Source organism: Peribacillus frigoritolerans, assembly GCF_001636405.1.
GTDB lineage: Bacteria > Bacillota > Bacilli > Bacillales > DSM-1321 > Peribacillus > Peribacillus frigoritolerans.
Window position 1 is genome coordinate 2669079 of sequence record NZ_KV440950.1, and the last position, 19918, is coordinate 2688996.

Genomic DNA, 19918 nt, shown 5'->3' on the forward strand with positions numbered 1-19918 from the left:
AAGAAAAAGTGATACTTCTTCATGAAGAATCGCATCATGTATTGAAGCCATCAATATATTGTAGTGTAAAAAAATGATCAAACATTCAAATCTATCAACCTCATTTTAACCTAACTTTTGAAAAGCAATACCGTTTAGTCCAAATCACGATTTGAAAAAGATAGGTAATCCAATTCTTTCTGGACTAGAAAATCTATGAATGGTCTTGGAATGACTTCGGATAAATCATGTAAGAAATCAGCCCGTTTTGTCGATAAGGGAGTCTGCCGACAAAACGGGGATATTATACGTTATGTATTTCTATTCTAAAAGTCGATTCACTTAATATTTTTTTTATTATTGATTTTACCATTCCCTAAAATATTCTAATGTTCAAACTTTCACAAATTGTTCACAACAATAATGAAAACGCTTACCGTTTTCGTTATATAATATACATATCCTAATTGATTTCATAGTATTGCACCAATTATCATACAATTTTAAATAAATAATTGAATAGACAGAAAGGAGATAATCAGATGATCTTGAAATCATTGAAAAAAAAGGGCATAACGACCATCATTTATTATAAAGAAGGAGTATTAAAAACATGTAAGGGTCAATTGCATAAACTTAACCTTAATGAACAAACCCTTTCCTTAAAGGATGAAAATCAAAAGATTTTCTCTATTCGTTTATCTCGTATTATGGAAATATATTAATTTAATTGCTTTCAATTAACATATTACAATATATTTATTAATCCCGAATCTTTAGTATATTACTAAAGGTTCTTTTTTCATATCTGGAAAGCTGGTCAGTTTAACATTCCTGAAGTTAGTAATTTTACAGTTTTGAATGGGGCACCTCATTTCAGGATTGATAAATATAGTTTTTATACTGTATAGATGGCAGTATCCTTCGTGTGGAATTCCTTGGTGTTCGAAAGAAAGGCTGGGGCGATTAACTATGGAATGTATGGAGTGATTACATAAAAAAAATATTTATAAGAGATAATTTTAGGGTTTGTTTCCCCAGGAAATAATCGTCTTTAATGTCAAGTTTTCTATAATTGCCTAAATCAAACCCAATTTACTTCAAAAGAGCGGAGTAGTTGGGTTTCTTTATTATTTAATTCCAATCACTAATCTAGTTCGTACAGCATCAGTAATAATAATTTTGAGATTACGTACGTTCAATATAAGTAAAAAAAAGTCTAATTGCTTCCATTGAAGAAATGGGACTCTCCTATTAATTAACTATCAAAGAATCGTTAAAATTAACGATACGGCCAAGACGCTTAATTGTTTCATTAAACTTTAAAGTGGTAAATAGATAGTATCAAACTAGCAGGGAGGTATTAAAATGAGAGTTCTGGTAATAGGAACAGAGGACATGACCGGAGAGCACGTTGTAAAACAGCTGGCAGACAGGCACCATAGCCCGGTAGCACTGGTGGGAGCAGAAAATAAAGTAGAGGAAATGGTTAAACTTGGAGCGGGAGATGTAGTTTCTTTGGAAAGTAGGGATTTTTCCAGTGCTTTTTCGGGCTGTGAAGCAGTAATCTACCTGAGTAGCGCCAGTCCTCGGACTGGGGAGGGCAAACCAATACTGGTTGACCATCAGACAGTAATAGACTCAGTTGAGGCCGCTAAGAAACATGGGGTGAAGCGCTTTGTTCTGATGAACACCATGCGAGCAAAAGAAATGGAGAGCTTAGATTCTGGTACAAACGATGTCAAGTACCACTCAGAAGAGCTATTAAGACAGGAAAAGCTTACATATACCGTTATACGGACAAGTATGCCTGTGGATAAGCCGGGAATAGGTAAAGTTGAAGCTGGACCATCAATTGTGCATGACAAAGGCGAGATACCAAAAGAGGATATTGCTTCTGTATTGGTCAAAGCGCTGGATACTGAAGAAGTATTTAATAAAACGTTCCATGTTACTTCTGGAGAAATTCTGATTGATGAAGCACTCCAAAGATTATAGATTACTCGAGTAACGTGCACAAAAAATAAGAAGCAAAGGGTGATAAAATGTCCAAGTTGAAAAATTACCTTCCTACAGTTTTAAAAGGATCTGCCGTTTTAGGGACAGTTGCGGCCGCAGCGTACTTTTACCGAAAGGATGATACACAAAAACAACATTCAATCCTGAGGAATTTCCCCCTAATCGGCAGAATTAGATACATGACAGAGCAAATAGGACCTGAACTTAGGCAGTATTTATTTGAAAATAATAATGAAGGCACCCCTTTCTCAAGAAAGGAATTCGAGGATGTTGTAAAAGCAGGAAAATATAAGGAGCGTTTAATCGGATTTGGGTCGGAACGTGACTTCAATGAGGCTGGATACTATATTCGAAATAGTATGTTTCCCAATCTCCGGGAAGAATTGAGAATAGATAATAGCCAAAAAATCAATACAAAGGTATATGAAGTAGATGAGGAAGGTCTATTGACCAGAAAGGAGAAGCGGGAAGATAGACAAATAGAACCGTACTTTTTACGAGACGAGGATGCAGTCATAATCGGAGGGGAAACATGCCGGAATCCCTTTAAATTAAAGGGGCTCGTAGGACAATCTGCAATGAGCTACGGGGCACTCGGTGAGAATGCCATCACTGCACTGTCGAGAGGATTAGGGCTTGCAGGAGGAACATGGATGAATACTGGTGAAGGTGGTCTTTCCAAATATCATCTCTCCGGAAATCCCGACATCATGATGCAAATCGGTCCGGGACTGTTTGGAGTAAGGACACCAGGTGGGGAGTTCTTCTGGGAAGAATTCAAGAAGAAAAGTGAAATCGAGCAAGTAAAGGCATTTGAAATTAAGCTGGCACAAGGTGCCAAAATCAGAGGTGGGCATATTGAAGGACAAAAGGTAACAGAAGAAATTGCCCAAATCCGCCTGGTAGAACCTGGCCAAACGATCAATAGCCCTAACCGGTTCTATGAATTCAGGAATTTTAATGAATTGTTCGAATTTGTGGAAAGAATGAGGGATGTAGGCGGAAAGCCGATCGGTATCAAAATTGTTGTGGGGGATCTTGATGCACTTGAGGAAATGACGAAAACCATGAGAGATACAGGTAAAGGGCCGGATTTTATCACGGTGGATGGCGGAGAAGGCGGAACTGGGGCAACCTATCAGGAGCTTGCAGATGCAGTCGGACTCCCAATTATGTCAGCCTTGCCACTTGTAGATGAGATGTTAAAAAAATATGGTGTACGTAACAGGGTCAAGCTGATTGCATCAGGCAAATTGACTTCTCCAGATAAAGTGGCGGTCGCTTTAGCGATGGGGGCAGATTTAGTCAATATAGCCCGCGGTTTTATGATTAGCGTTGGCTGCATCATGGCTGAAATCTGCCATACAAACCATTGCCCTGCCGGAGTAGCCACAACTGATTCAAAATTGCAGGAAGGTCTGGTTATTGAGGAAAAACAATACCGAGTCGCCAATTATGTAATTTCCCTCCGCGAGGGGCTATTTAACCTTGCAGCTGCCGCAGGTATAGATACTCCGACCAAATTTGAACGAAAACACATCGTTCACAAGGATGAATGGGGAAGAGTTTCTCCTGTCCGGGACATCACTCTCACTCCCGAAAAAGTGGAGAAGTTAAGAAATAAGGAAAAAGTGGAGAAATAGCTTGGCGGGATTTTTAATTTTATTATATAGAAGAAACTCGTCAAAAAGGTAAGCCTTTGCTCAATGCAGCAAAGGCTATTTAAGTGCGTCCGGCATTGGTGCAATCTATATCTCTCGAATCATGAAGGCAGTAGTAATGATTAGCTTAACGGAAGGGTGTCTGGAGTGACCCAGAATCTGAAGGAAGCGAGCGGCAATCCTCCAGTCCGAGGAGCAGGAACTTAATACAAGGTTAGTTAACATTGGATGAGCCTGCTTGACAAGATAAAGTCCGTACTGCCTAAAGTGTTGCAGAGTAAATTAAGCGGATAGATGGAGAGGAAGATTACCTCAGTTGGCGACTTACTTAGCGATGAGTAGCTGGAACAGTCTGAAGTCAGCAGAGGTCATAGTACCATACCAACTCCAGATGGAATGGGAACACGCATTGCTGCCTGTCCGAATGTTTTCTTTAGTATCATAAAAAGTCCGGACCAGAGTATAGGCGCGATTTAAGAATTTCATATAGACTGTCATGTGGGTGATTGGAAAAAGAATTCGGGTGTTTTAATAATGTGATTAAATGATTTCTCCATCACACTTTTCACTCCCTGTTCCTATATGATAAATATTCTAAAAATCTCTTGGACGCAAGGGAAAGTGATTTTTGCTCTCTCATTGCAATACCTATTGTTCTAAAAGCAGGAACTTCAAGCTCTTTTGCTATAATTTTGTGAGGAATACGCTGTAAAATCAATTCTGGTAATATACTGATTCCTAGCCCGTTTTCCACCATAGACATAATTGCGTAGTCATCCCATGTTGTAAAATTAACTTGCGGTGAAATATGGTGCTTCTCAAAAATTTCAGAGATTTCTGCTTTTGCGCCCTTTTCCAATAGCATAAACGGACTGTTCAGTAAGTCGTTGATTGGAAACTTTTCGCAATTAGCAAGGGGATGATTTTGAGGAATCACTACCAGCAAACGGTCTTGCTCCAAAAAGGTAGTTTCAAGCTCTGTTTTTGACGGCAGCCGCACAAATCCGAAGTCAACACGTCCATTTAGAATCCAGCTTTCAATTTCTGTATAATCACCAAGCAGAAGTTCAAAATCTATCTTTGGATAATCTTTCTTGAAAATTCTAATAATGTTAGGGAGCCAATGGGTGGCTACGCTGGAAAATGTCCCAATACGAATCATTCCAGACTGCATATCGTGTAAGTCTTCGATCTGCGTCATTAAGATTTCATGCTCATTACAGATTCGCTTTAATTGGGGCAGTAACTTTAAGCCATCCGAGGTTAAACTAATACCGGCACGTCCTCTTTCGAAAAGGAAAACCCCCCATTCCGTTTCTAAATCGTTTATCATACGGCTGATCCCAGACTGTGTATAATCCAATGCTTCGGCAGCTTTTGTAAAGCTACCAAATTCTGCTGCTTTTACAAATGCCATATATTTTTGGATATTCATATCTCTTTCTCCTATCCATCCGATTTAATCATGAACATCATGAGAAACATTCGTTTTTGTAATGCATGTGAATATGATATGTTATTGCTATTAGAAATTCAAGTTAGGAAAGGAAAAGGTAAGGATGTTTTTTATGAGTGAAAAGTGAATATTTCAAATATATAGCCGCAATGCTCCTGTTTGGCTCCAACGGAATTGTTGCAGGTTACATTTTAATTGAACAGCAACAAAATATTTTTTTACGGACTCTGATATGGAGCATTTTTCTCATTTGAATATTTGCACTGTCTAAGCAGAGTTTTGGAAAAACAAATCACGCTTTTGTATTTAGTGATTTTCGGCGTAGCGATGGGTGTAAGCAGGATATTTTTGCTTCATACATGCTCACAAATCGGTGTAGGTATTGTCACCCTGCATATTATTGAAGTCCTGTGATCGCTTTTATTAAAAACAGGTTAAGAATCTGCGAAATATAAGTTGTTTCGCAGATTCGAAGGAGTAAACGATGAAATCTAAAATTCAATTTATATTATCAATGATTATTTTCGGTACAATTGGTTTAGTTGTTCGATACATTGATCTATCTTCGAGCGAAAGAGCTTTAGTAAGCAGTTTCATAGGATGCTTATTTTTACTGTTAATATTCTTCATTAGTAAGAAGAAAATATCATGGAATTTAGTTAAATCTAATGCTTTATTTTTGATTCTTTCAGGTATTGCATTGGGAGGGAATTGGATCTTTCTTTATCAATCCTACGATCATACAACACTTGCCAACGCAACGCTAGGTTATTACTTTGCACCTGTGTTTGTGATGATTCTTTCTCCCTTTGTACTTAGGGAACAATTATCCATTAAAAAAATTGTGTGCATCGTTGTAGCGGTCATTGGTATGTTAATGATTGTAGGAGAAGGCGTGAGTGCATCGAGATCAGATGATATTATTGGAATTTCCTTTGGATTAATCGCAGCTGCATTTTATGCTGCGTTATTGCTTTTAAATAAATTTATTAAAGATATGGGAAAGTTAGAGCTGACCATCATTCAGCTTGGAACAACCACATTACTTCTAATGCCATATGTTTTCCTTACTGAAGGCTTCGGTATTTTTGAAGTATCAAGTTCTTCCATTCCTTTTATTTTAATTTTAGGGATCATCAATACAGGGATTGGTTTTTGGTTATTTTTCTCTGGTATGGAAAAATTAAAAGCGCAGAGTATAGCTATGCTAAGTTATGTAGATCCATTTGTAGCTATATTGATTTCTGCAATTATCTTGCAAGAACAAATGACAATAGTTCAAATGCTGGGTGGTATATTACTATTAGGCTCTACATTTGTTAGTGAAATAAGATCAGTTAACTTTTCAAAACAATTAATGAAAACACCAGCTGAATAACGTTAAGTACAGTGTGAAGCATTCGTTTCCCTCTGTTTTATCTTAAGCATACTATTCTCTTAGAAGAAGAATGATTAGTGTAGAAGGGTAGGATAAATTTATCCTACTTTTTTTGTTTTAGCGATTCTAAGCTTAATAATAGCCATTATGTAAATGCAGAAGAACTTCTCATATATAAACCGTCAGATTGGTGGCAAGATGTATTAAACGGTTACCAGTTGTTGAAGGATGAAGGTTTTAAAAAAAAAGCTGTGATTGGTCTTTCTCTTGGAGGTGTGTTTGCATTAAAAGTTGGTCAAGAGTTGAAGATAAATGGTGATGTGACAATGTCAGTGCCAATATATAGGGAAGATACTTTTTTACAAAAGCGTGTCTTTCACTATGCAAAAGGATACAAACAACTTGAAGGGGAAAATGAAGAACAAATAAATTTAGGTAACATCTTCAAAATATATCTATCTATTCATTAGTTGAGGTCCAACAGCTAATTGATATAACAATGATAAATTAGCACTTTTAACGTCACCAATTCGTATATTATATGGCGAATTAGCTGAACCATTGTATAAAGAGAGTGCAGGGGTAATTTTCCAATCAATGAAGGGGTATCCGAACTCTAAACATTTAATGACATTAGGCACGGACATTAACGACGTGAACAGAGATATTCTAACATTCTTAAATGATTTAACTTGGGTGTTTTAAAGAATCTTCAACTATCTAGTGCGAGCTATGGCTTCCAATGGATTCAATCTACTAAAGAAAAAATCATTTCAAATCTTCTAATTAGAATCTGACAAAAAGACATCAAAAAAGGGATGGAACATTGATAACTCATTGTGTCCCGGCCTTTTCTTTCCTTTTAAAGTGCCCGATTCTTGACATTGTTATAAGAAATGGCCATGTAACAATTAAAATGGACCCTCAATGAATGCTTCATCCTAAAAATATGGTGTATGGGGTGTTTCACTTATCTTTTTGGATGAAATCATAGCATGAAGTATATTACATAGTGTTGTAATTCCATGGGTTAATAATTCCTCATTTATATAAGAGTAACTAATCCGCAAATGATTATTTTCTTGCCCGGACGTGAAACATGCTGTTCCCGGTAAAAATGAAATCTGTTGTTTTTTTGCTTCTGATAAAAGAAAGTGACTATCTATCCATGATGGTAAACTGATCCATAAATTTAATCCTCCCTCTGGTATCGTCCAAGATACACCCTCAGGAGAAAGACTTGTAAGTAAATCAAGAACTAAATCTCTTCGAATTTTTAGAGCCGTCCGCAACTTCTTTGTGTGGTCTATCATTCTTTTAGAGTTAATTAAGGGAAGAATTGCCTTTTGTGTGAGTAAAGGACTTCCTAAATCAGCATTTGCCTTTGCTGCTAATAAACGGTTGAAAATGGAGCCAGAAGCTGTTAATATTCCTATTCTACAACTAGGTGCAATAGTTTTGCTTAATCCTCTCAAATAAATCACATTCCCGAACTGATCCATACTTTTAAGGGTGACAGGTGGTTTTTTTTCAAAATAAATCTCGCTGCATGGATCGTCCTCTACAATAATACAATGGATGCTCCTGGCTATATCAAGTAACTGCTTACGTCGTTTTAGAGACATAACAACACCTGTTGGATTATGAAATGTAGGAATCGTAAAAATAACTTTTGGTTTGTTTTTTTCACACACATTTTGGAGGATATCTATTCGCATACCATCTTTATCAACAGGCACCGTTAGTATGGTAGCACCTCTTCCACGAAAAATATCAATTGCCCCTGGGTAGGTAGGTGCTTCCATTATCACTACATCCCCAGGTCCAACAAATGTACGAGCAATAAGATCTATACTTTGTTGTAGACCACTTGTAACTAAGATGTTTTCTGGTGTAGAGAGAACCCCTGATCTTTTTAAATACGTAGACATTTCACTCCGTAGTTGACTATCACCTTGAACATTTCCATATATAGACAATAACTCTGGGTTTTCTGAAAGAACCTGTTGAACCTCATGCACGAAATATCTATTTGGAAGAAGTTTAGGATCTATCATTGATGATGAAAGATGAACTTTTTGAGGGGCCATATGATAACGAGCAAACTGGGATCTGGGTAAATAATCTTGAAGCGATAATTGCCAATCATATGAAGGAATTGCTTCTTTTTCTCGCTTTTTCTCTTTTATTTTTGTTTTTACAAAAGTACCTTTTCCTTGGATAGAATTAACAAAACCATCTTGTTCTAATTGCTTGTACGCCTTGACAGCTGTAACCAAACTTACTTCCAGTTGTTTGGAAAGGTTGCGTACAGAAGGCAACTTCAATCCTTCTTCCAAAAGTCCTGAACGGATACGGTCAACAATGGATTGATATATTTGTTTAGATAATGATACTCCTATATTTCTTTGAATATCAATTTGCACCATAAATCCCCCTAAGTGTTATACATCTGTTTAGTGTTATAGTTTCATTTCATATAGTAGCTGATAATAAAATTTTAACACTTGAATGAATTTTAATCATGCTATTCTTATATAAGATGAAAAAATGTGATAAGTGAATCTTAATCCGGAAATTTCCATGGATGAAAATACAACGGTTAAGTGTTATAGAAATGTGTTGAGTGTTATATATACGTTAAAGTAATATAGCACTTATAGTTGAACATAGCATTACACTTAGAGGGGATTGGCGTAAAAAATGGAAAAGATACATTCAGGTTGGGAAAACATGGGATTTTCTTATAGAAAGACAAATAAACGATATGTTGCTAATTTTAAGGATGGAAAATGGGAAGAGGGAGTGCTAACAGAGGATCAAACCATCATTTTAAACGAATGTGCGGGTGTGCTTCAGTATGCTCAGACTTGCTTTGAAGGGATGAAAGCATATACAACAAAAGACGGAAATATTGTTATTTTTCGACCAGAACTAAATGCGCAGCGTTTAGAAAATTCTGCGGAGAGGATACATATGGCTCCATTTCCAAAAGATCGGTTTGTAGATGCCGTTATTCAGACAGTAAAAGCAAATGCTGCATACGTACCGCCATATGGCTCTGGTGGTTCATTATACATTCGTCCTTATCTGTTTGGAACCGACCCAGTTATCGGAGTTAAACCTGCTGAAGAATTTCAGTTCAGAATATTCACTACACCGGTTGGTCCTTATTTTAAGAATGGACCAAAGCCCCTTACCCTTTGTGTTAGTGATTTTGATCGTGCTGCTCCATATGGAACCGGAAATGCTAAGTTAGGACTTAACTATGCCATGAGTCTTCACGCTCTCGTAACAGCAAAGGAAAATGGATTTGATGAAAATATGTATTTGGATTCTGCAACTAGGACGAAAGTAGAAGAAACAAACGGAGCCAATTTTATATTTGTTACAAAGGATAATAAACTTATTACACCGAAATCAGAAACCATTCTTCCTTCCATTACTCGTCGTTCACTGATGGTCATTGCGAAGGATTACCTTGGACTTGAAGTAGAGGAAAGAGAAGTATACTTTGAGGAAGTAAAAGATTTTGCAGAATGTGGTTTGTGTGGAACAGCGGCCGTAATTTCACCTGTAGGTAAAATAAATGATCATGTAAATGAAATATGCTTCCCCAGTGGTATGACAGAAATGGGACCAATAACTAAAAAGTTATACGATACATTTACCGGGATTCTGTTAGGTCGCAACAAAGCCCCTGAAGGCTGGATTAAGGTAATTGAATAATCTAATCCACAGTGAAAGGAGGAGAACTTGTGAATCAAAAACGATTATTACTAACCTACGGTTTAGTATTTTTTGTCACGGCTATTTGGGGGCTTAATATTGTTATTATTAAAGTATTGGTGGAAGGTTTACCTCTACAAACAATGACGGCATTTCGAATTATGATGGCTGGGATTACGGCATTAATCATAATCGTTCTTGGAAAATCATTTCGTCGTTTATCGAAAAGGGAATGGATTTATACACTACTCGGAATGTTATTTGGTGTAATTCTACATCACTTACTTATAGCAGTAGGCCTAACAATGATTAATGCTTCGAATGCTTCTTTAATTCTTGCATTGGTACCACTTACAACAGCAATACTTGCCTTCCTCTTTTTAGGTGAACAATTAACAAAATTGCGAATGATTGGTTTTATTCTTGCATTAACTGGCGTCTTTTTTATTCAGGGCGGTTCATTTAGTAATATGCAATTATCTCAAGGAGAATTGATTTTATTTATTGCTATGTTTGTCCAAGCCATTAGTTTTATTTTCGTAAAAAAGGCAACAGCAACACTTGATTCAAAACAGGTAACAACAATAATGTACCTAGTAGGCTCAATTGGTTTGTTGATCATTAGTTTTATAACTGAACCTGGAGGAGTCAGTGAAATGACTTCAGCCTCTTTATTTATTTACTTCTTATTTATCGTATCAGGGATAGTGGCAACAGGGGTAGGGTATATAGTTTTTAACGCAGCTATTCAGCAGATAGGAGCAGGACAAACAGCCATATTTAATAACTTTGTTCCTTTTTTTGGTCTTGTATTCTCCGCACTTTTCTTAAATGAAACCATTACAGCTTCACAATTGATTGGATTTGTGTTTATTATAGCTGGTGTTCTATTTGGCACAGGTTATATTGAAAAACTAAGGGATAAAAAGCATAAACGGATTAATCATACTAATAAGAGTGTGGGATAAACTAACAGATTCCGTTGTTAAGTAATAAAATCGCTTATGAAGTCGCAAAAGATTTCACAGGCGTTTTTTATTGTTATATAAATATTTTGGTTAAAATATAAGTTATTTTAGCATGAATATTTTAGAGGATAAAAGTTATTCTATATCTGAAGTACCTCTTGTAATTGCCTCTATTACCATAATTAAGTGTTTTTCTTTGGGTTTTGAGGTGAAAAGAAGATATTGTGTAGCTTTCCCAATCACCAATACTAACCACCAAATTATTTTGGGTTCACTCTTCCATAACTCATATCCAATACTCCAGGAAACTAGAAACACCCAAACAACTTCACCAAATTTCATAAATATAGATTAATAGAAATGAAGCAGGCTCATCAAATGAAGCTGCTTCATTTTTTTTATTGGAGTCCAAAACTAGCACAAATGACATAATTTTTTTAAAATTTGCACTTGTGGCAGTTTTTTGTTGACGTAGCTATTTTTGAAAGCGTATACTAAACTCAATAAAGAAGCACAAATGATTATGTCTGCACAAATGTGCATATCGAAAAGGGTGTGGAACTAAATGGATAAAAGGGAAGAAAAGAGACTCTTAGTTAAAATTGCGCAAATGTACTATGAAGAAGATATGACACAAGGTGCCATTTCAAAAGAATTAGGTATATACCGAACATCCGTCAGCAGACTTTTAAAAAAAGCAAGGGAAGATGGTGTAGTTAAAATTATTGTCAGCAGCGATATTGATGGAGCTTTTGAATTGGAACGTCAATTGGAAAAGTTGTTTGGCTTAAAAGAGGTAATTATCGTTCCTGAAAAAAGAGACAGTACCGAACTGGATAAAAAGAAAGTGGTAGCGATGGCCGCGGCTGAATTACTAAAACGGATTATTAAAGACGGCGATGTCGTAGGCTGTGCTTGGGGAAGCACAATGGCCAGTCTGATCGGTGAATTTACCAACGCCGGAAAAAAAGACGCTCACTTTGTCCCTTTAGTAGGCGGGCCTGGACCTATGGATACGAAGCATCACGTCAATAGAATTGTTTATAATATTGCAGAAGATTTTGGAGGAACTTCTTATTTTATTGATGCAGCGGCAGTAGTGGAAAAAAAAGAGACAAAGGATGACATTGTTCAATCTCACTACTTCACTAAAATAACGGAGCTTTGGGACAACTTAACTATTGCAGTAGTAGGGATTGGGAACCCAAACCAATCATCTAATTTAGTCTGGGCTGGCTTTTGCGGCAATCGGGAAATTGAAGATTTAAATCAACAAGGTGCAATAGGTGAAGTCTGCTCACGCTTTTATGATATAGATGGAAACCTGATTCAATCTGACTTAGCTGATCGAACAATAGCCATTGAGCTGGAAAAGCTGAAAGAGATTCCATACTCAATTGGTATTGCAGAGTCTGTTGAAAAAGCTCCTTCCATTATTGGGGGATTAAGAGGAGGATACATTAACACTCTGATCACCACTGAGGAAACGGCAAATGCAATCATTGAAATTATAGAGGAAAAAGGAACTTCCTTAACTTAAGAAGTATGGATTAAATATCTGATTGTAAGCAGAAACAAAATGTAAGAATCAGTTCATATGAAAAGAGGAAATCAAAATGCTATGGTATGTCATCGTATTAATTGGTTTTTCTTGGCTCCTTCAAAGCATTTTGGGATTTTTGCAAATCAAGCATTTCAATAAAAAGTATGCAGATTTGAGAAAGCTTGGAAGGGTCGCGATTGGGAAAAAAACGGGACTTTTTCAATCAGGCACTGTCGTAATGTTTGCAATTGACCGAAAAAACAACATTTTGAAAGCCGCCAAAATGCAGGGAGTGACCGTGCTTTCAAGAGTAAGGAACTTAAAAGGATTTGAAGGGAAAAATCTTTTACACCTCTGTGAAGAGGATTTTAATAAAGTAAATAAGTTAACAAAATTAGCCATTGAGGATGCACTGAACAGCTATCATATAATCTCTAAAGGAGGTGAATTGAAGGTTAAGAAAGGCTGGATTGATTTACTGTTATCAAAAAATAGAAATTATTGAGGTGAATTGAATGGATTGGCTTACAAATGCAGCAGATGGCTTTATGAATTTATTTAGAGCAGGTGCCGAAACTTTTGTCGATTTAGTAACAGGTATTGTTCCACTTCTTATCATGCTTTTAGTTGCAATGAATGCCCTTATACGGTTGGTTGGAGAAGAAAGAGTGGAACGGATCGCGAAGAAATCGAGTAAGAACCCACTTACAAGATATTTTGTTCTTCCGGTAATTGGAACGTTCGCTTTGGCAAATCCAATGACATTATCACTTGGGAAATTTTTGCCGGAAAAATTCAAACCAAGCTATTATGCTGCTGCTTCTTATTCCTGCCACACTCATAACGGACTTTTTCCACACGTTAATCCAGGAGAGCTGTTCGTATTCTTGGGAATTGCTGCAGGAATTACAACACTGGGATTTGAAACAACAGAACTAGCCCTTCGTTACTTCTTGGTGGGGATTTTCACAAACTTTTTAAGAGGCTGGGTAACAGATTTAACAACTTATTATGTATCTAAGCAGCAAGGCATTAAATTGAAGGAAACAGTGGGTCTCTAAGGAGGGGAAAGGAATGACGCAAACGGTTACGAAGTACAAGTCAATTATCGTCAATGCAGGGCAAGGCGGCTTTGGCGGGCCATTAGTGATTTCACCGACAGAAGAAAAAAATAAAGTGGTTTATGTAACGGGCGGAACAAGACCCGATATTGCAGACACCATTGCAGATTTAACAGGCTGTGAATTAGTCGACGGATTTAAAACGAGTGTACCAGAGAATGAAATGGCGTGTGTCATCATTGATTGTGGCGGAACGCTCCGATGTGGCTTATACCCCAAAAAAAGAATCATGACGATCAATATCATGCCTACTGGACAAAGTGGCCCGTTAGCAATGCACATTACCGAGGACATTTACGTTTCTGGAGTAAAGCCTCAAAACATTGAATTGTATGAAGGTGCTGCAACACCTCCAACATCCAATGTGAACAATGCTAACGGACAAATTGAAAAAACAATTTCTAAACCTAAGTATAACGCAGATGAAAAAATTAGTGAACAAAGAAAGCCTAAAGGCGTCATAGCACGCATTGGGATGGCGATGGGTTCCATCGTCAATGTCTTTTATCAGGCTGGCCGTGACACGATAGATACTATCATTAAAACCATTTTACCGTTTATGGCTTTCGTGGCCATGTTAATCGGGGTGATTAAAGCATCTGGAATTGGGGATGTGTTCGCACACTACTTATCACCATTTGCAGGATCTTTGCCGGGCTTGCTCTTAATCTCTTTAATTTGCTCATTCCCATTATTATCACCATTCTTGGGACCGGGAGCTGTTATTTCACAGGTCATTGGGACATTAATTGGAGTGGAAATTGGAAAAGGAAATATCCCTCCGCACCTTGCATTGCCAGCTCTTTTCGCGATTAACTCACAGGCTGGAGCTGATTTTGTTCCAGTTGGGCTAGGTTTAGCAGAGGCAGAAGTGGAAACCATTGAAGTTGGAGTTCCTTCCGTATTGTACGGACGTTTTTTAACCGGAGCACCAACCGTTTTTATTGCTTGGCTCGCAAGCTTCGGTATGTATGAATAATTACTAGAATAAATTCTGAATGAATGATGTAAAGCAAAGAATTGGAGGAGTTTCTTGTGCAGACAGTTTATCAAACTAAAATTAACCAACTTGGTCCATCTGTCCCTGATTTTCTTGGAGAAAAAATGTTCATTCTATTCGGAGCTGATGCTCCAAGTGAATTAGCGGATTATTGCCTATTAATTGATGTTAATGAAATTAATGGAGAAATCGAAAAGGGTGACATTCTCGTCTTAGGCAATCAGCAATATACCATTACCTCTGTAGGTGACGTGGTAAAAAAGAATTTAGGATCACTTGGACATATCACGTTAAAATTCAATGGTTCTGAAACGGCAGAATTACCTGGCACTATACATCTTGAAGAAAGAGATATTCAAATGCCGCAAGCAGGGACAACTCTTCAAATCTTGAAAAAATAAGCTCACCAAAGATTTATATAGAATAATTGAATGCAAGAAGAGGGAAGTTCCCTCACCGGAAAATTGCATTCGTAAGAGTTAAAACAGCTAAATTAAATTTTACCTATTATTCTCGATATATATAAAGGGAGGAAAAAGAATGAATGAATCATGGCCTCAATTAGAAAATAAAGTGGCAATTGTTACGGGTGGTGCCTCTGGAATTGGCTCAAAAATTACAGCACATTTAATAAAGAACGGTACAAAGGTAATAGTATCCGATCTAAATGTAAAAACTGGCGAACAAACTGATGGAACGTATCATATCCAATGCGACGTAACCAATAAAGATAGCGTTGAACATATGGTCACCAAAGCCACTGAATTATTTGGAACTATAGATATTTTAGTTAATAATGCTGGTGTAAACTTACCGCGTTTACTTGTCGATTTCCGTGGCGAAAAGCCAGAGTATGAGTTAAGTGAAAAGGATTTTGATTTCATGGTTGCCGTCAATCAAAAAGGACCTTACCTTTGTGCACAGGCAGTTGCGAGAGTAATGGTGAAAAATAATAAAGGTGTAATCATTAATATTTCTTCAGAAGCAGGTTTGGAAGGATCTTCTGGACAAAGTGTTTATTCAGCAACAAAAGGTGCCGTCAATGGCTTTACCCGTTCTTGGGCAAAAGAACTGGGGAAGTTCAACATCCGCGTTGTGGGTGTTGCGCCAGGAATTAATGAGCAAACAGGTTTAACAACAGATGCTTATAATGAAGCATTAGCTTACACGCGTGGAGTAACAGTAGAAGGCCTTGGATCTGACTACAGCAAAACAATACCACTTGGACGACCTGGAAAATTGGATGAAATTGGTGAATTAGTCACTTATCTAGCTTCAGACCGTTCTAGTTATATTACAGGTACAACCGTTAATATTTCAGGTGGAAAATCCCGAGGATAAATATAATGGCATCAATCATCCTCGTTTTCCTCCAAATTATGGATGAAAACGAGGATGAATGTTGGTTTTAGTAAGTCTTTAATAACAAGGTGCGTTCGAATAAAAAGGTTGGCCAGTTTATTTTACTGGTTGCCCTTTTTTTAATAGAACCTATTAAATTAGTAGCCAAGGTAAAGTGTAAGTGTGCGTGTAACATGACCCCGTGAACTATACCCGTTGATTTGGATGGGGCAAAAGGAGAGAGCCGAATCAGGCATTTCAAGATTAATCTTAACCGTAGGGGGAAGTTGCTTTACGACTTTAAGAATATAAGTATATGGATGTTTCCCGCAAGCTTCCAATAGGTGACTGGCAGGAAGTCATCCGATCGGCAGGACAGAAAGTGGGCTGGAAAGTATTTAATCGATTTTTATTTCAGAATAGAATAAAGTTTAAATAGTTGAATGTTACTGTTTCAAACACAGGGGTCATGAATAAAAATAAACAACCAAGGGCGAAACCTAATTGGTTGTTTATTTTTTATTTTGGCTCTTTTCGTAAAGATTGTTGTTTTTAAAACGAAACTATTTAAGGTTGATTGGAGCGGAAGTGCGAGACTCCTGCGGGAGCAGCGGGACAGGTGAGACCCCCAGGCGATTACGCCGAGGAGGCTCACCGCCCGCCCCGCGGAAAGCGAGCATCTGGTGGAAATCAACCACAACTCACTACCTGGTATATAGCAAACAAGGTATGCGAAAATAGCCTTTATTTTTTAGTAGCTTCCTTGGCCGATATAACCTTTTGTACAAACTTTCTGTCATTTTTGCATCCTATTCTGTCCAAGGTGAATGCAAAATACATTCACAGAAATTTTTATTTTTATATTCCGGTCTAAAATATTCAATAATATCTTCCTTCATATTGCCAAAAGTAGTTTCTGGCTTATGCTTAAAGCCCTCATAAAACGCTGGAATAATATCCTTTTTGAAATTGTTACGTGGGTAGGCTTTTATAATTTCTTCACGCAAGTAGACAGGGAATTGTTCAAAGCCATCTCCCATCACATCTAAACCAACACCCGAAAAGAGTAGTGCCACTTCAGCTTCTTTATGTTCTGCAACGCCAGGTGTCGTATGTAATGCAATAGCATCCCATACAAGACAAATCGACTCATCTGGAATTTGATACTGCTGTAAAAAGCTCCTCGCAGCATTTGCACCGTCTACTTCAAATCGTAAATCTGGACTGCTGAACTTTTTTGTTAAACCTAAATCATGGAATAATGAACTAACATATAGCAACTCTAAATCATGATTCTGCTTCGTTTTCTTTCCGTTGACTGCACCAAATAAAAATACACGATTTGAATGATTCCACAACAAGTCGTCCCCATGCTCGCGTAAAAGATCTGCTGCTTCTTTAGCCAATTGAGAATCTGGAATTTTAATACCTGCTACTTCTTGAAACATAACTGAAAATCCCCTTTACAATTTGATTATGAACTTGTTTTCATTGTAAAGAGGAATTTATCATTTATCTATCCATTCATTTCTATGATAATAATAGATAAAAACTATAATATAGAACTTTTTAAAGAGGCTATCTCATCTTTTTCTGTATGAAAACGCAGCCTTTCGATTTCACATAATAATAACTTAATATACTTACGTGCCGCATAATTGATAAAACGATTCTTTTTCATCACGAGATAGACAGATCTAGTCAAAGTTGGTTTTTCAATACGTTGGAAAAATAAATCCTCTGTATCATAAAATTCATATAATGTACGCGAAACAAAACTGCGGCCAACCCCATTTCGAACGAGCTTCAAGATAGATTCAATGCTAGACGTTTCGACGATGGGTTCTAACTGCCTGCCAACCTCAAGACTCGTTTTATCAAGTATTTTTCTGCATTGATGGATATTTGGAAATAAAATAAGCGGACTGTCTAAAACATCGGAAAATGAAGCCTTCTGCTCTCCAGCACTTTGATTACTAATCAGGTAAAATTCTTCATCATACAACTTCGTCACCATTAACATATCATCACGATTGAATTCAAAACCAATACCAAAATCTGCTTGATTCTCTAAAACAGCCTTTTCCACTTGATCAGTACTTTGAACAAACACTTTTATGTTTGGATATAATTGGTTGAATTTAATGCACAAGGTGGATACCAAATCAGTTATTTCTCCTGGTAACACGGCAATTTTCAATTCCCCGATTTCTACTTTTGTAAGTGCTCTAATTTGAGAAGATATACTTTGTAAGGAATTTTGAATATTCAATGCTTCTTGTTGTACGATTTCCCCCACCTTAGTAAGTTCAATCTTCTTACCAATACGGTTGAATAGTGCATAGCCCACATCTTGTTCAAGCATTTTAATTTGATGGCTTAAAGTTGGTTGCGAAATTCCTAATTTTTCAGCTGCTTTTGTAAAATGCAATTCTTTACTGACCATTAAGAAATATTCTAAATGTCTTATTTCGATACTATTTCAATCCTTTCTAATGAAAATAATTAAATCTGTATGCTTCCAATAAAATAATCTAGTTATTACTTTATTTGAAGGGATTATTCCATAATTTGGCCTGATTGCTGGATAAAATTATAAAATACCATTAGGCTATCTGTTATTTTGGTTCATAAATACCTTACTATGATTTGGATAACGGGCCTGGTTAAACAGAAATCATGTCTAATTACTGATTAAAATTGAAGTCGTAATTAATTCACTAAATGTAAGTTTATATACTCAAAATAAAAGGTCAACATTATATGAAAATTGTAATCACTATTGACATGTAAAATTAATAATAATTGTACCTTTTTAGATGTCAGTTTAGATAATAGAATATTTCCTATAATACTTAAAATTTGAGATAGTCGAAAATTGAAAAGACTTTATCAAGGAGGAGCTAAATCATGTATATACCTAAACATTTTCAACTCAAGGATGAAGAAATAATTTATGATTTTATTGAAAAGTACAGCTTTGCCACTTTATTTTCTCAACACAATGGGGAACCATACGCCACCCATCTTCCACTCACATTAAATAAAGGTGAAAGTTCATTATATGGTCATTTTGCCCGTCCAAACGAACAATGGAAGGATATAGAATACCAAAAAGTTCTTGCGGTTTTCCAAGGTCCTCACTCTTATATATCTCCTTCTTGGTATGAAACAACGATGGCAGTTCCTACTTGGAATTATGTCTCCATACATATATATGGAAAGATGGAGATTGTCGAAGATCAAAAAGTGATATTCGATTCCCTGAATGATATGGTAAAAAAATATGAAAGTCCAGATAGCCCATACAATTTACTTGATGTGGATTCCAGATTTATCGAAGGAATGAGTAAAGGGATTGTAGCATTTAAAATAAAAATCACAAAAATTGAAGCGAAAGCTAAATTAAGTCAAAATCACCCTGTGGAACGGCAAGAATTAATTATTAAGAATCTAGAAAACACTTCTCAACAAGATAATATACAAGTAGCGTCTCTTATGAAGAAGAATCTACAAAAATAAAAGTTATTCGACTTGTCTTGTTCAACAGATGTGGTAGATTTGTTAAAAAATTAAGCCTAATTTCAGATGGAAATTAGGCTTAGTTTTTGATCTACTGCTGCCACTTAATTTCATCGCAATTAATAATTAAGGGACCTATGAAGATTATTTATCGGTGCTGCACCAAACATTCAAATAAAACAGCTACAATTCATTCTTTCA

18 protein-coding genes are annotated in these 19918 nt (G+C 36.6%); 14 read left to right on the plus strand and 4 right to left on the minus strand.

Translation table 11 applies throughout. The features are described from left to right. Positions 1 to 521 precede the first annotated feature (521 nt). The 3 genes from A6755_RS12995 to A6755_RS13005 all read left to right on the plus strand — a co-directional run bounded on the left by A6755_RS12995 (position 522) and on the right by A6755_RS13005 (position 3641). Entirely contained in the window at positions 522 to 704 is a 183-nt protein-coding gene (locus tag A6755_RS12995) for a YolD-like family protein (RefSeq protein ID WP_034307388.1), read from the plus strand. A 643-nt stretch (positions 705 to 1347) separates the two neighbouring features. Then, positions 1348 to 1977: an NAD(P)H-binding protein gene (locus A6755_RS13000; protein ID WP_063590881.1), complete on the plus strand. Its 630-nt coding sequence runs from the start codon at positions 1348 to 1350 to the stop codon at positions 1975 to 1977. A gap of 47 nt (positions 1978 to 2024) precedes the next feature. After that, positions 2025 to 3641, plus strand: coding sequence for an FMN-binding glutamate synthase family protein (locus tag A6755_RS13005; RefSeq protein ID WP_063590882.1), 1617 nt, complete (start codon positions 2025 to 2027; stop codon positions 3639 to 3641). 583 nt (positions 3642 to 4224) lie between these two features. Here the strand turns inward: A6755_RS13005 and A6755_RS13010 are convergent. Then, on the minus strand, positions 4225 to 5094 hold the full coding sequence (locus tag A6755_RS13010) for a LysR family transcriptional regulator (protein ID WP_063590883.1): 870 nt from the start codon (positions 5092 to 5094) through the stop codon (positions 4225 to 4227). Positions 5095 to 5599: 505 nt separating this feature from the next. Here A6755_RS13010 and A6755_RS13015 point away from each other — a divergent pair. Continuing rightward, complete coding sequence (locus A6755_RS13015; protein ID WP_063590884.1) at positions 5600 to 6493, plus strand: DMT family transporter; 894 nt, start codon at positions 5600 to 5602, stop codon at positions 6491 to 6493. 221 nt (positions 6494 to 6714) lie between these two features. Continuing rightward, on the plus strand, positions 6715 to 6963 hold the full coding sequence (locus A6755_RS13020; protein WP_134402131.1) for a hypothetical protein: 249 nt from the start codon (positions 6715 to 6717) through the stop codon (positions 6961 to 6963). A 471-nt stretch (positions 6964 to 7434) separates the two neighbouring features. On the opposite strand, the gene pdxR is transcribed toward A6755_RS13020, so the two are convergent. Continuing rightward, positions 7435 to 8919: a MocR-like pyridoxine biosynthesis transcription factor PdxR gene (gene pdxR / locus A6755_RS13025; protein WP_063592539.1), complete on the minus strand. Its 1485-nt coding sequence runs from the start codon at positions 8917 to 8919 to the stop codon at positions 7435 to 7437. A gap of 277 nt (positions 8920 to 9196) precedes the next feature. Here pdxR and A6755_RS13030 point away from each other — a divergent pair, with 277 nt between their 5' ends. From A6755_RS13030 to A6755_RS13070, 8 genes are all read left to right on the plus strand, one after another. Further along, on the plus strand, positions 9197 to 10222 hold the full coding sequence (locus A6755_RS13030; protein ID WP_063590886.1) for a branched-chain amino acid aminotransferase: 1026 nt from the start codon (positions 9197 to 9199) through the stop codon (positions 10220 to 10222). Between the two features lie 29 nt (positions 10223 to 10251). Beyond that, positions 10252 to 11190, plus strand: coding sequence for a DMT family transporter (locus A6755_RS13035; RefSeq protein WP_063590887.1), 939 nt, complete (start codon positions 10252 to 10254; stop codon positions 11188 to 11190). A 565-nt stretch (positions 11191 to 11755) separates the two neighbouring features. After that, positions 11756 to 12730, plus strand: coding sequence for a sugar-binding transcriptional regulator (locus tag A6755_RS13045; protein ID WP_063590889.1), 975 nt, complete (start codon positions 11756 to 11758; stop codon positions 12728 to 12730). Positions 12731 to 12806: 76 nt separating this feature from the next. Next, the gene (locus A6755_RS13050; RefSeq protein WP_063590890.1) at positions 12807 to 13238 is read left to right on the plus strand and encodes a transcriptional regulator GutM; all 432 of its coding nucleotides are present in this window, start codon (positions 12807 to 12809) and stop codon (positions 13236 to 13238) included. Positions 13239 to 13248: 10 nt separating this feature from the next. After that, positions 13249 to 13794, plus strand: coding sequence for a PTS glucitol/sorbitol transporter subunit IIC (srlA, locus tag A6755_RS13055; protein ID WP_053535301.1), 546 nt, complete (start codon positions 13249 to 13251; stop codon positions 13792 to 13794). A gap of 13 nt (positions 13795 to 13807) precedes the next feature. Beyond that, positions 13808 to 14833 (plus strand): PTS glucitol/sorbitol transporter subunit IIB, encoded by a 1026-nt coding sequence (srlE, locus tag A6755_RS13060; protein WP_063590891.1) that lies wholly within the window; start codon positions 13808 to 13810, stop codon positions 14831 to 14833. A 56-nt stretch (positions 14834 to 14889) separates the two neighbouring features. Next, the gene (locus A6755_RS13065; protein ID WP_063590892.1) at positions 14890 to 15255 is read left to right on the plus strand and encodes a PTS glucitol/sorbitol transporter subunit IIA; all 366 of its coding nucleotides are present in this window, start codon (positions 14890 to 14892) and stop codon (positions 15253 to 15255) included. 139 nt (positions 15256 to 15394) lie between these two features. Further along, entirely contained in the window at positions 15395 to 16195 is an 801-nt protein-coding gene (locus A6755_RS13070; protein ID WP_063590893.1) for an SDR family oxidoreductase, read from the plus strand. Positions 16196 to 17004: 809 nt separating this feature from the next. On the opposite strand, the gene A6755_RS13075 is transcribed toward A6755_RS13070, so the two are convergent. After that, on the minus strand, positions 17005 to 17643 hold the full coding sequence (locus A6755_RS13075; RefSeq protein WP_063590894.1) for an HD domain-containing protein: 639 nt from the start codon (positions 17641 to 17643) through the stop codon (positions 17005 to 17007). Positions 17644 to 17747: 104 nt separating this feature from the next. Further along, a complete protein-coding gene (locus A6755_RS13080) occupies positions 17748 to 18671 on the minus strand; it encodes a LysR family transcriptional regulator (RefSeq protein WP_034307379.1) in 924 nt (307 codons plus the stop codon). Positions 18672 to 19105: 434 nt separating this feature from the next. Here A6755_RS13080 and A6755_RS13085 point away from each other — a divergent pair, with 434 nt between their 5' ends. Beyond that, positions 19106 to 19717, plus strand: coding sequence for an FMN-binding negative transcriptional regulator (locus A6755_RS13085; protein WP_063590895.1), 612 nt, complete (start codon positions 19106 to 19108; stop codon positions 19715 to 19717). Positions 19718 to 19918 lie beyond the last annotated feature (201 nt).

Coding starts and splice junctions, on each gene's coding strand:
- A6755_RS13075 (WP_063590894.1), bottom strand. CDS start 17,643: ATGTTTCAAGAAGTAGCAGGTATTAAAATTCCAGATTCTCAATTGGCT.
- A6755_RS13000 (WP_063590881.1), top strand. CDS start 1,348: ATGAGAGTTCTGGTAATAGGAACAGAGGACATGACCGGAGAGCACGTT.
- A6755_RS13010 (WP_063590883.1), bottom strand. CDS start 5,094: ATGAATATCCAAAAATATATGGCATTTGTAAAAGCAGCAGAATTTGGT.
- A6755_RS13005 (WP_063590882.1), top strand. CDS start 2,025: ATGTCCAAGTTGAAAAATTACCTTCCTACAGTTTTAAAAGGATCTGCC.
- srlE (WP_063590891.1), top strand. CDS start 13,808: ATGACGCAAACGGTTACGAAGTACAAGTCAATTATCGTCAATGCAGGG.
- srlA (WP_053535301.1), top strand. CDS start 13,249: ATGGATTGGCTTACAAATGCAGCAGATGGCTTTATGAATTTATTTAGA.
- A6755_RS13050 (WP_063590890.1), top strand. CDS start 12,807: ATGCTATGGTATGTCATCGTATTAATTGGTTTTTCTTGGCTCCTTCAA.
- A6755_RS13045 (WP_063590889.1), top strand. CDS start 11,756: ATGGATAAAAGGGAAGAAAAGAGACTCTTAGTTAAAATTGCGCAAATG.
- A6755_RS13085 (WP_063590895.1), top strand. CDS start 19,106: ATGTATATACCTAAACATTTTCAACTCAAGGATGAAGAAATAATTTAT.
- A6755_RS13015 (WP_063590884.1), top strand. CDS start 5,600: ATGAAATCTAAAATTCAATTTATATTATCAATGATTATTTTCGGTACA.
- A6755_RS13070 (WP_063590893.1), top strand. CDS start 15,395: ATGAATGAATCATGGCCTCAATTAGAAAATAAAGTGGCAATTGTTACG.
- A6755_RS12995 (WP_034307388.1), top strand. CDS start 522: ATGATCTTGAAATCATTGAAAAAAAAGGGCATAACGACCATCATTTAT.
- A6755_RS13030 (WP_063590886.1), top strand. CDS start 9,197: ATGGAAAAGATACATTCAGGTTGGGAAAACATGGGATTTTCTTATAGA.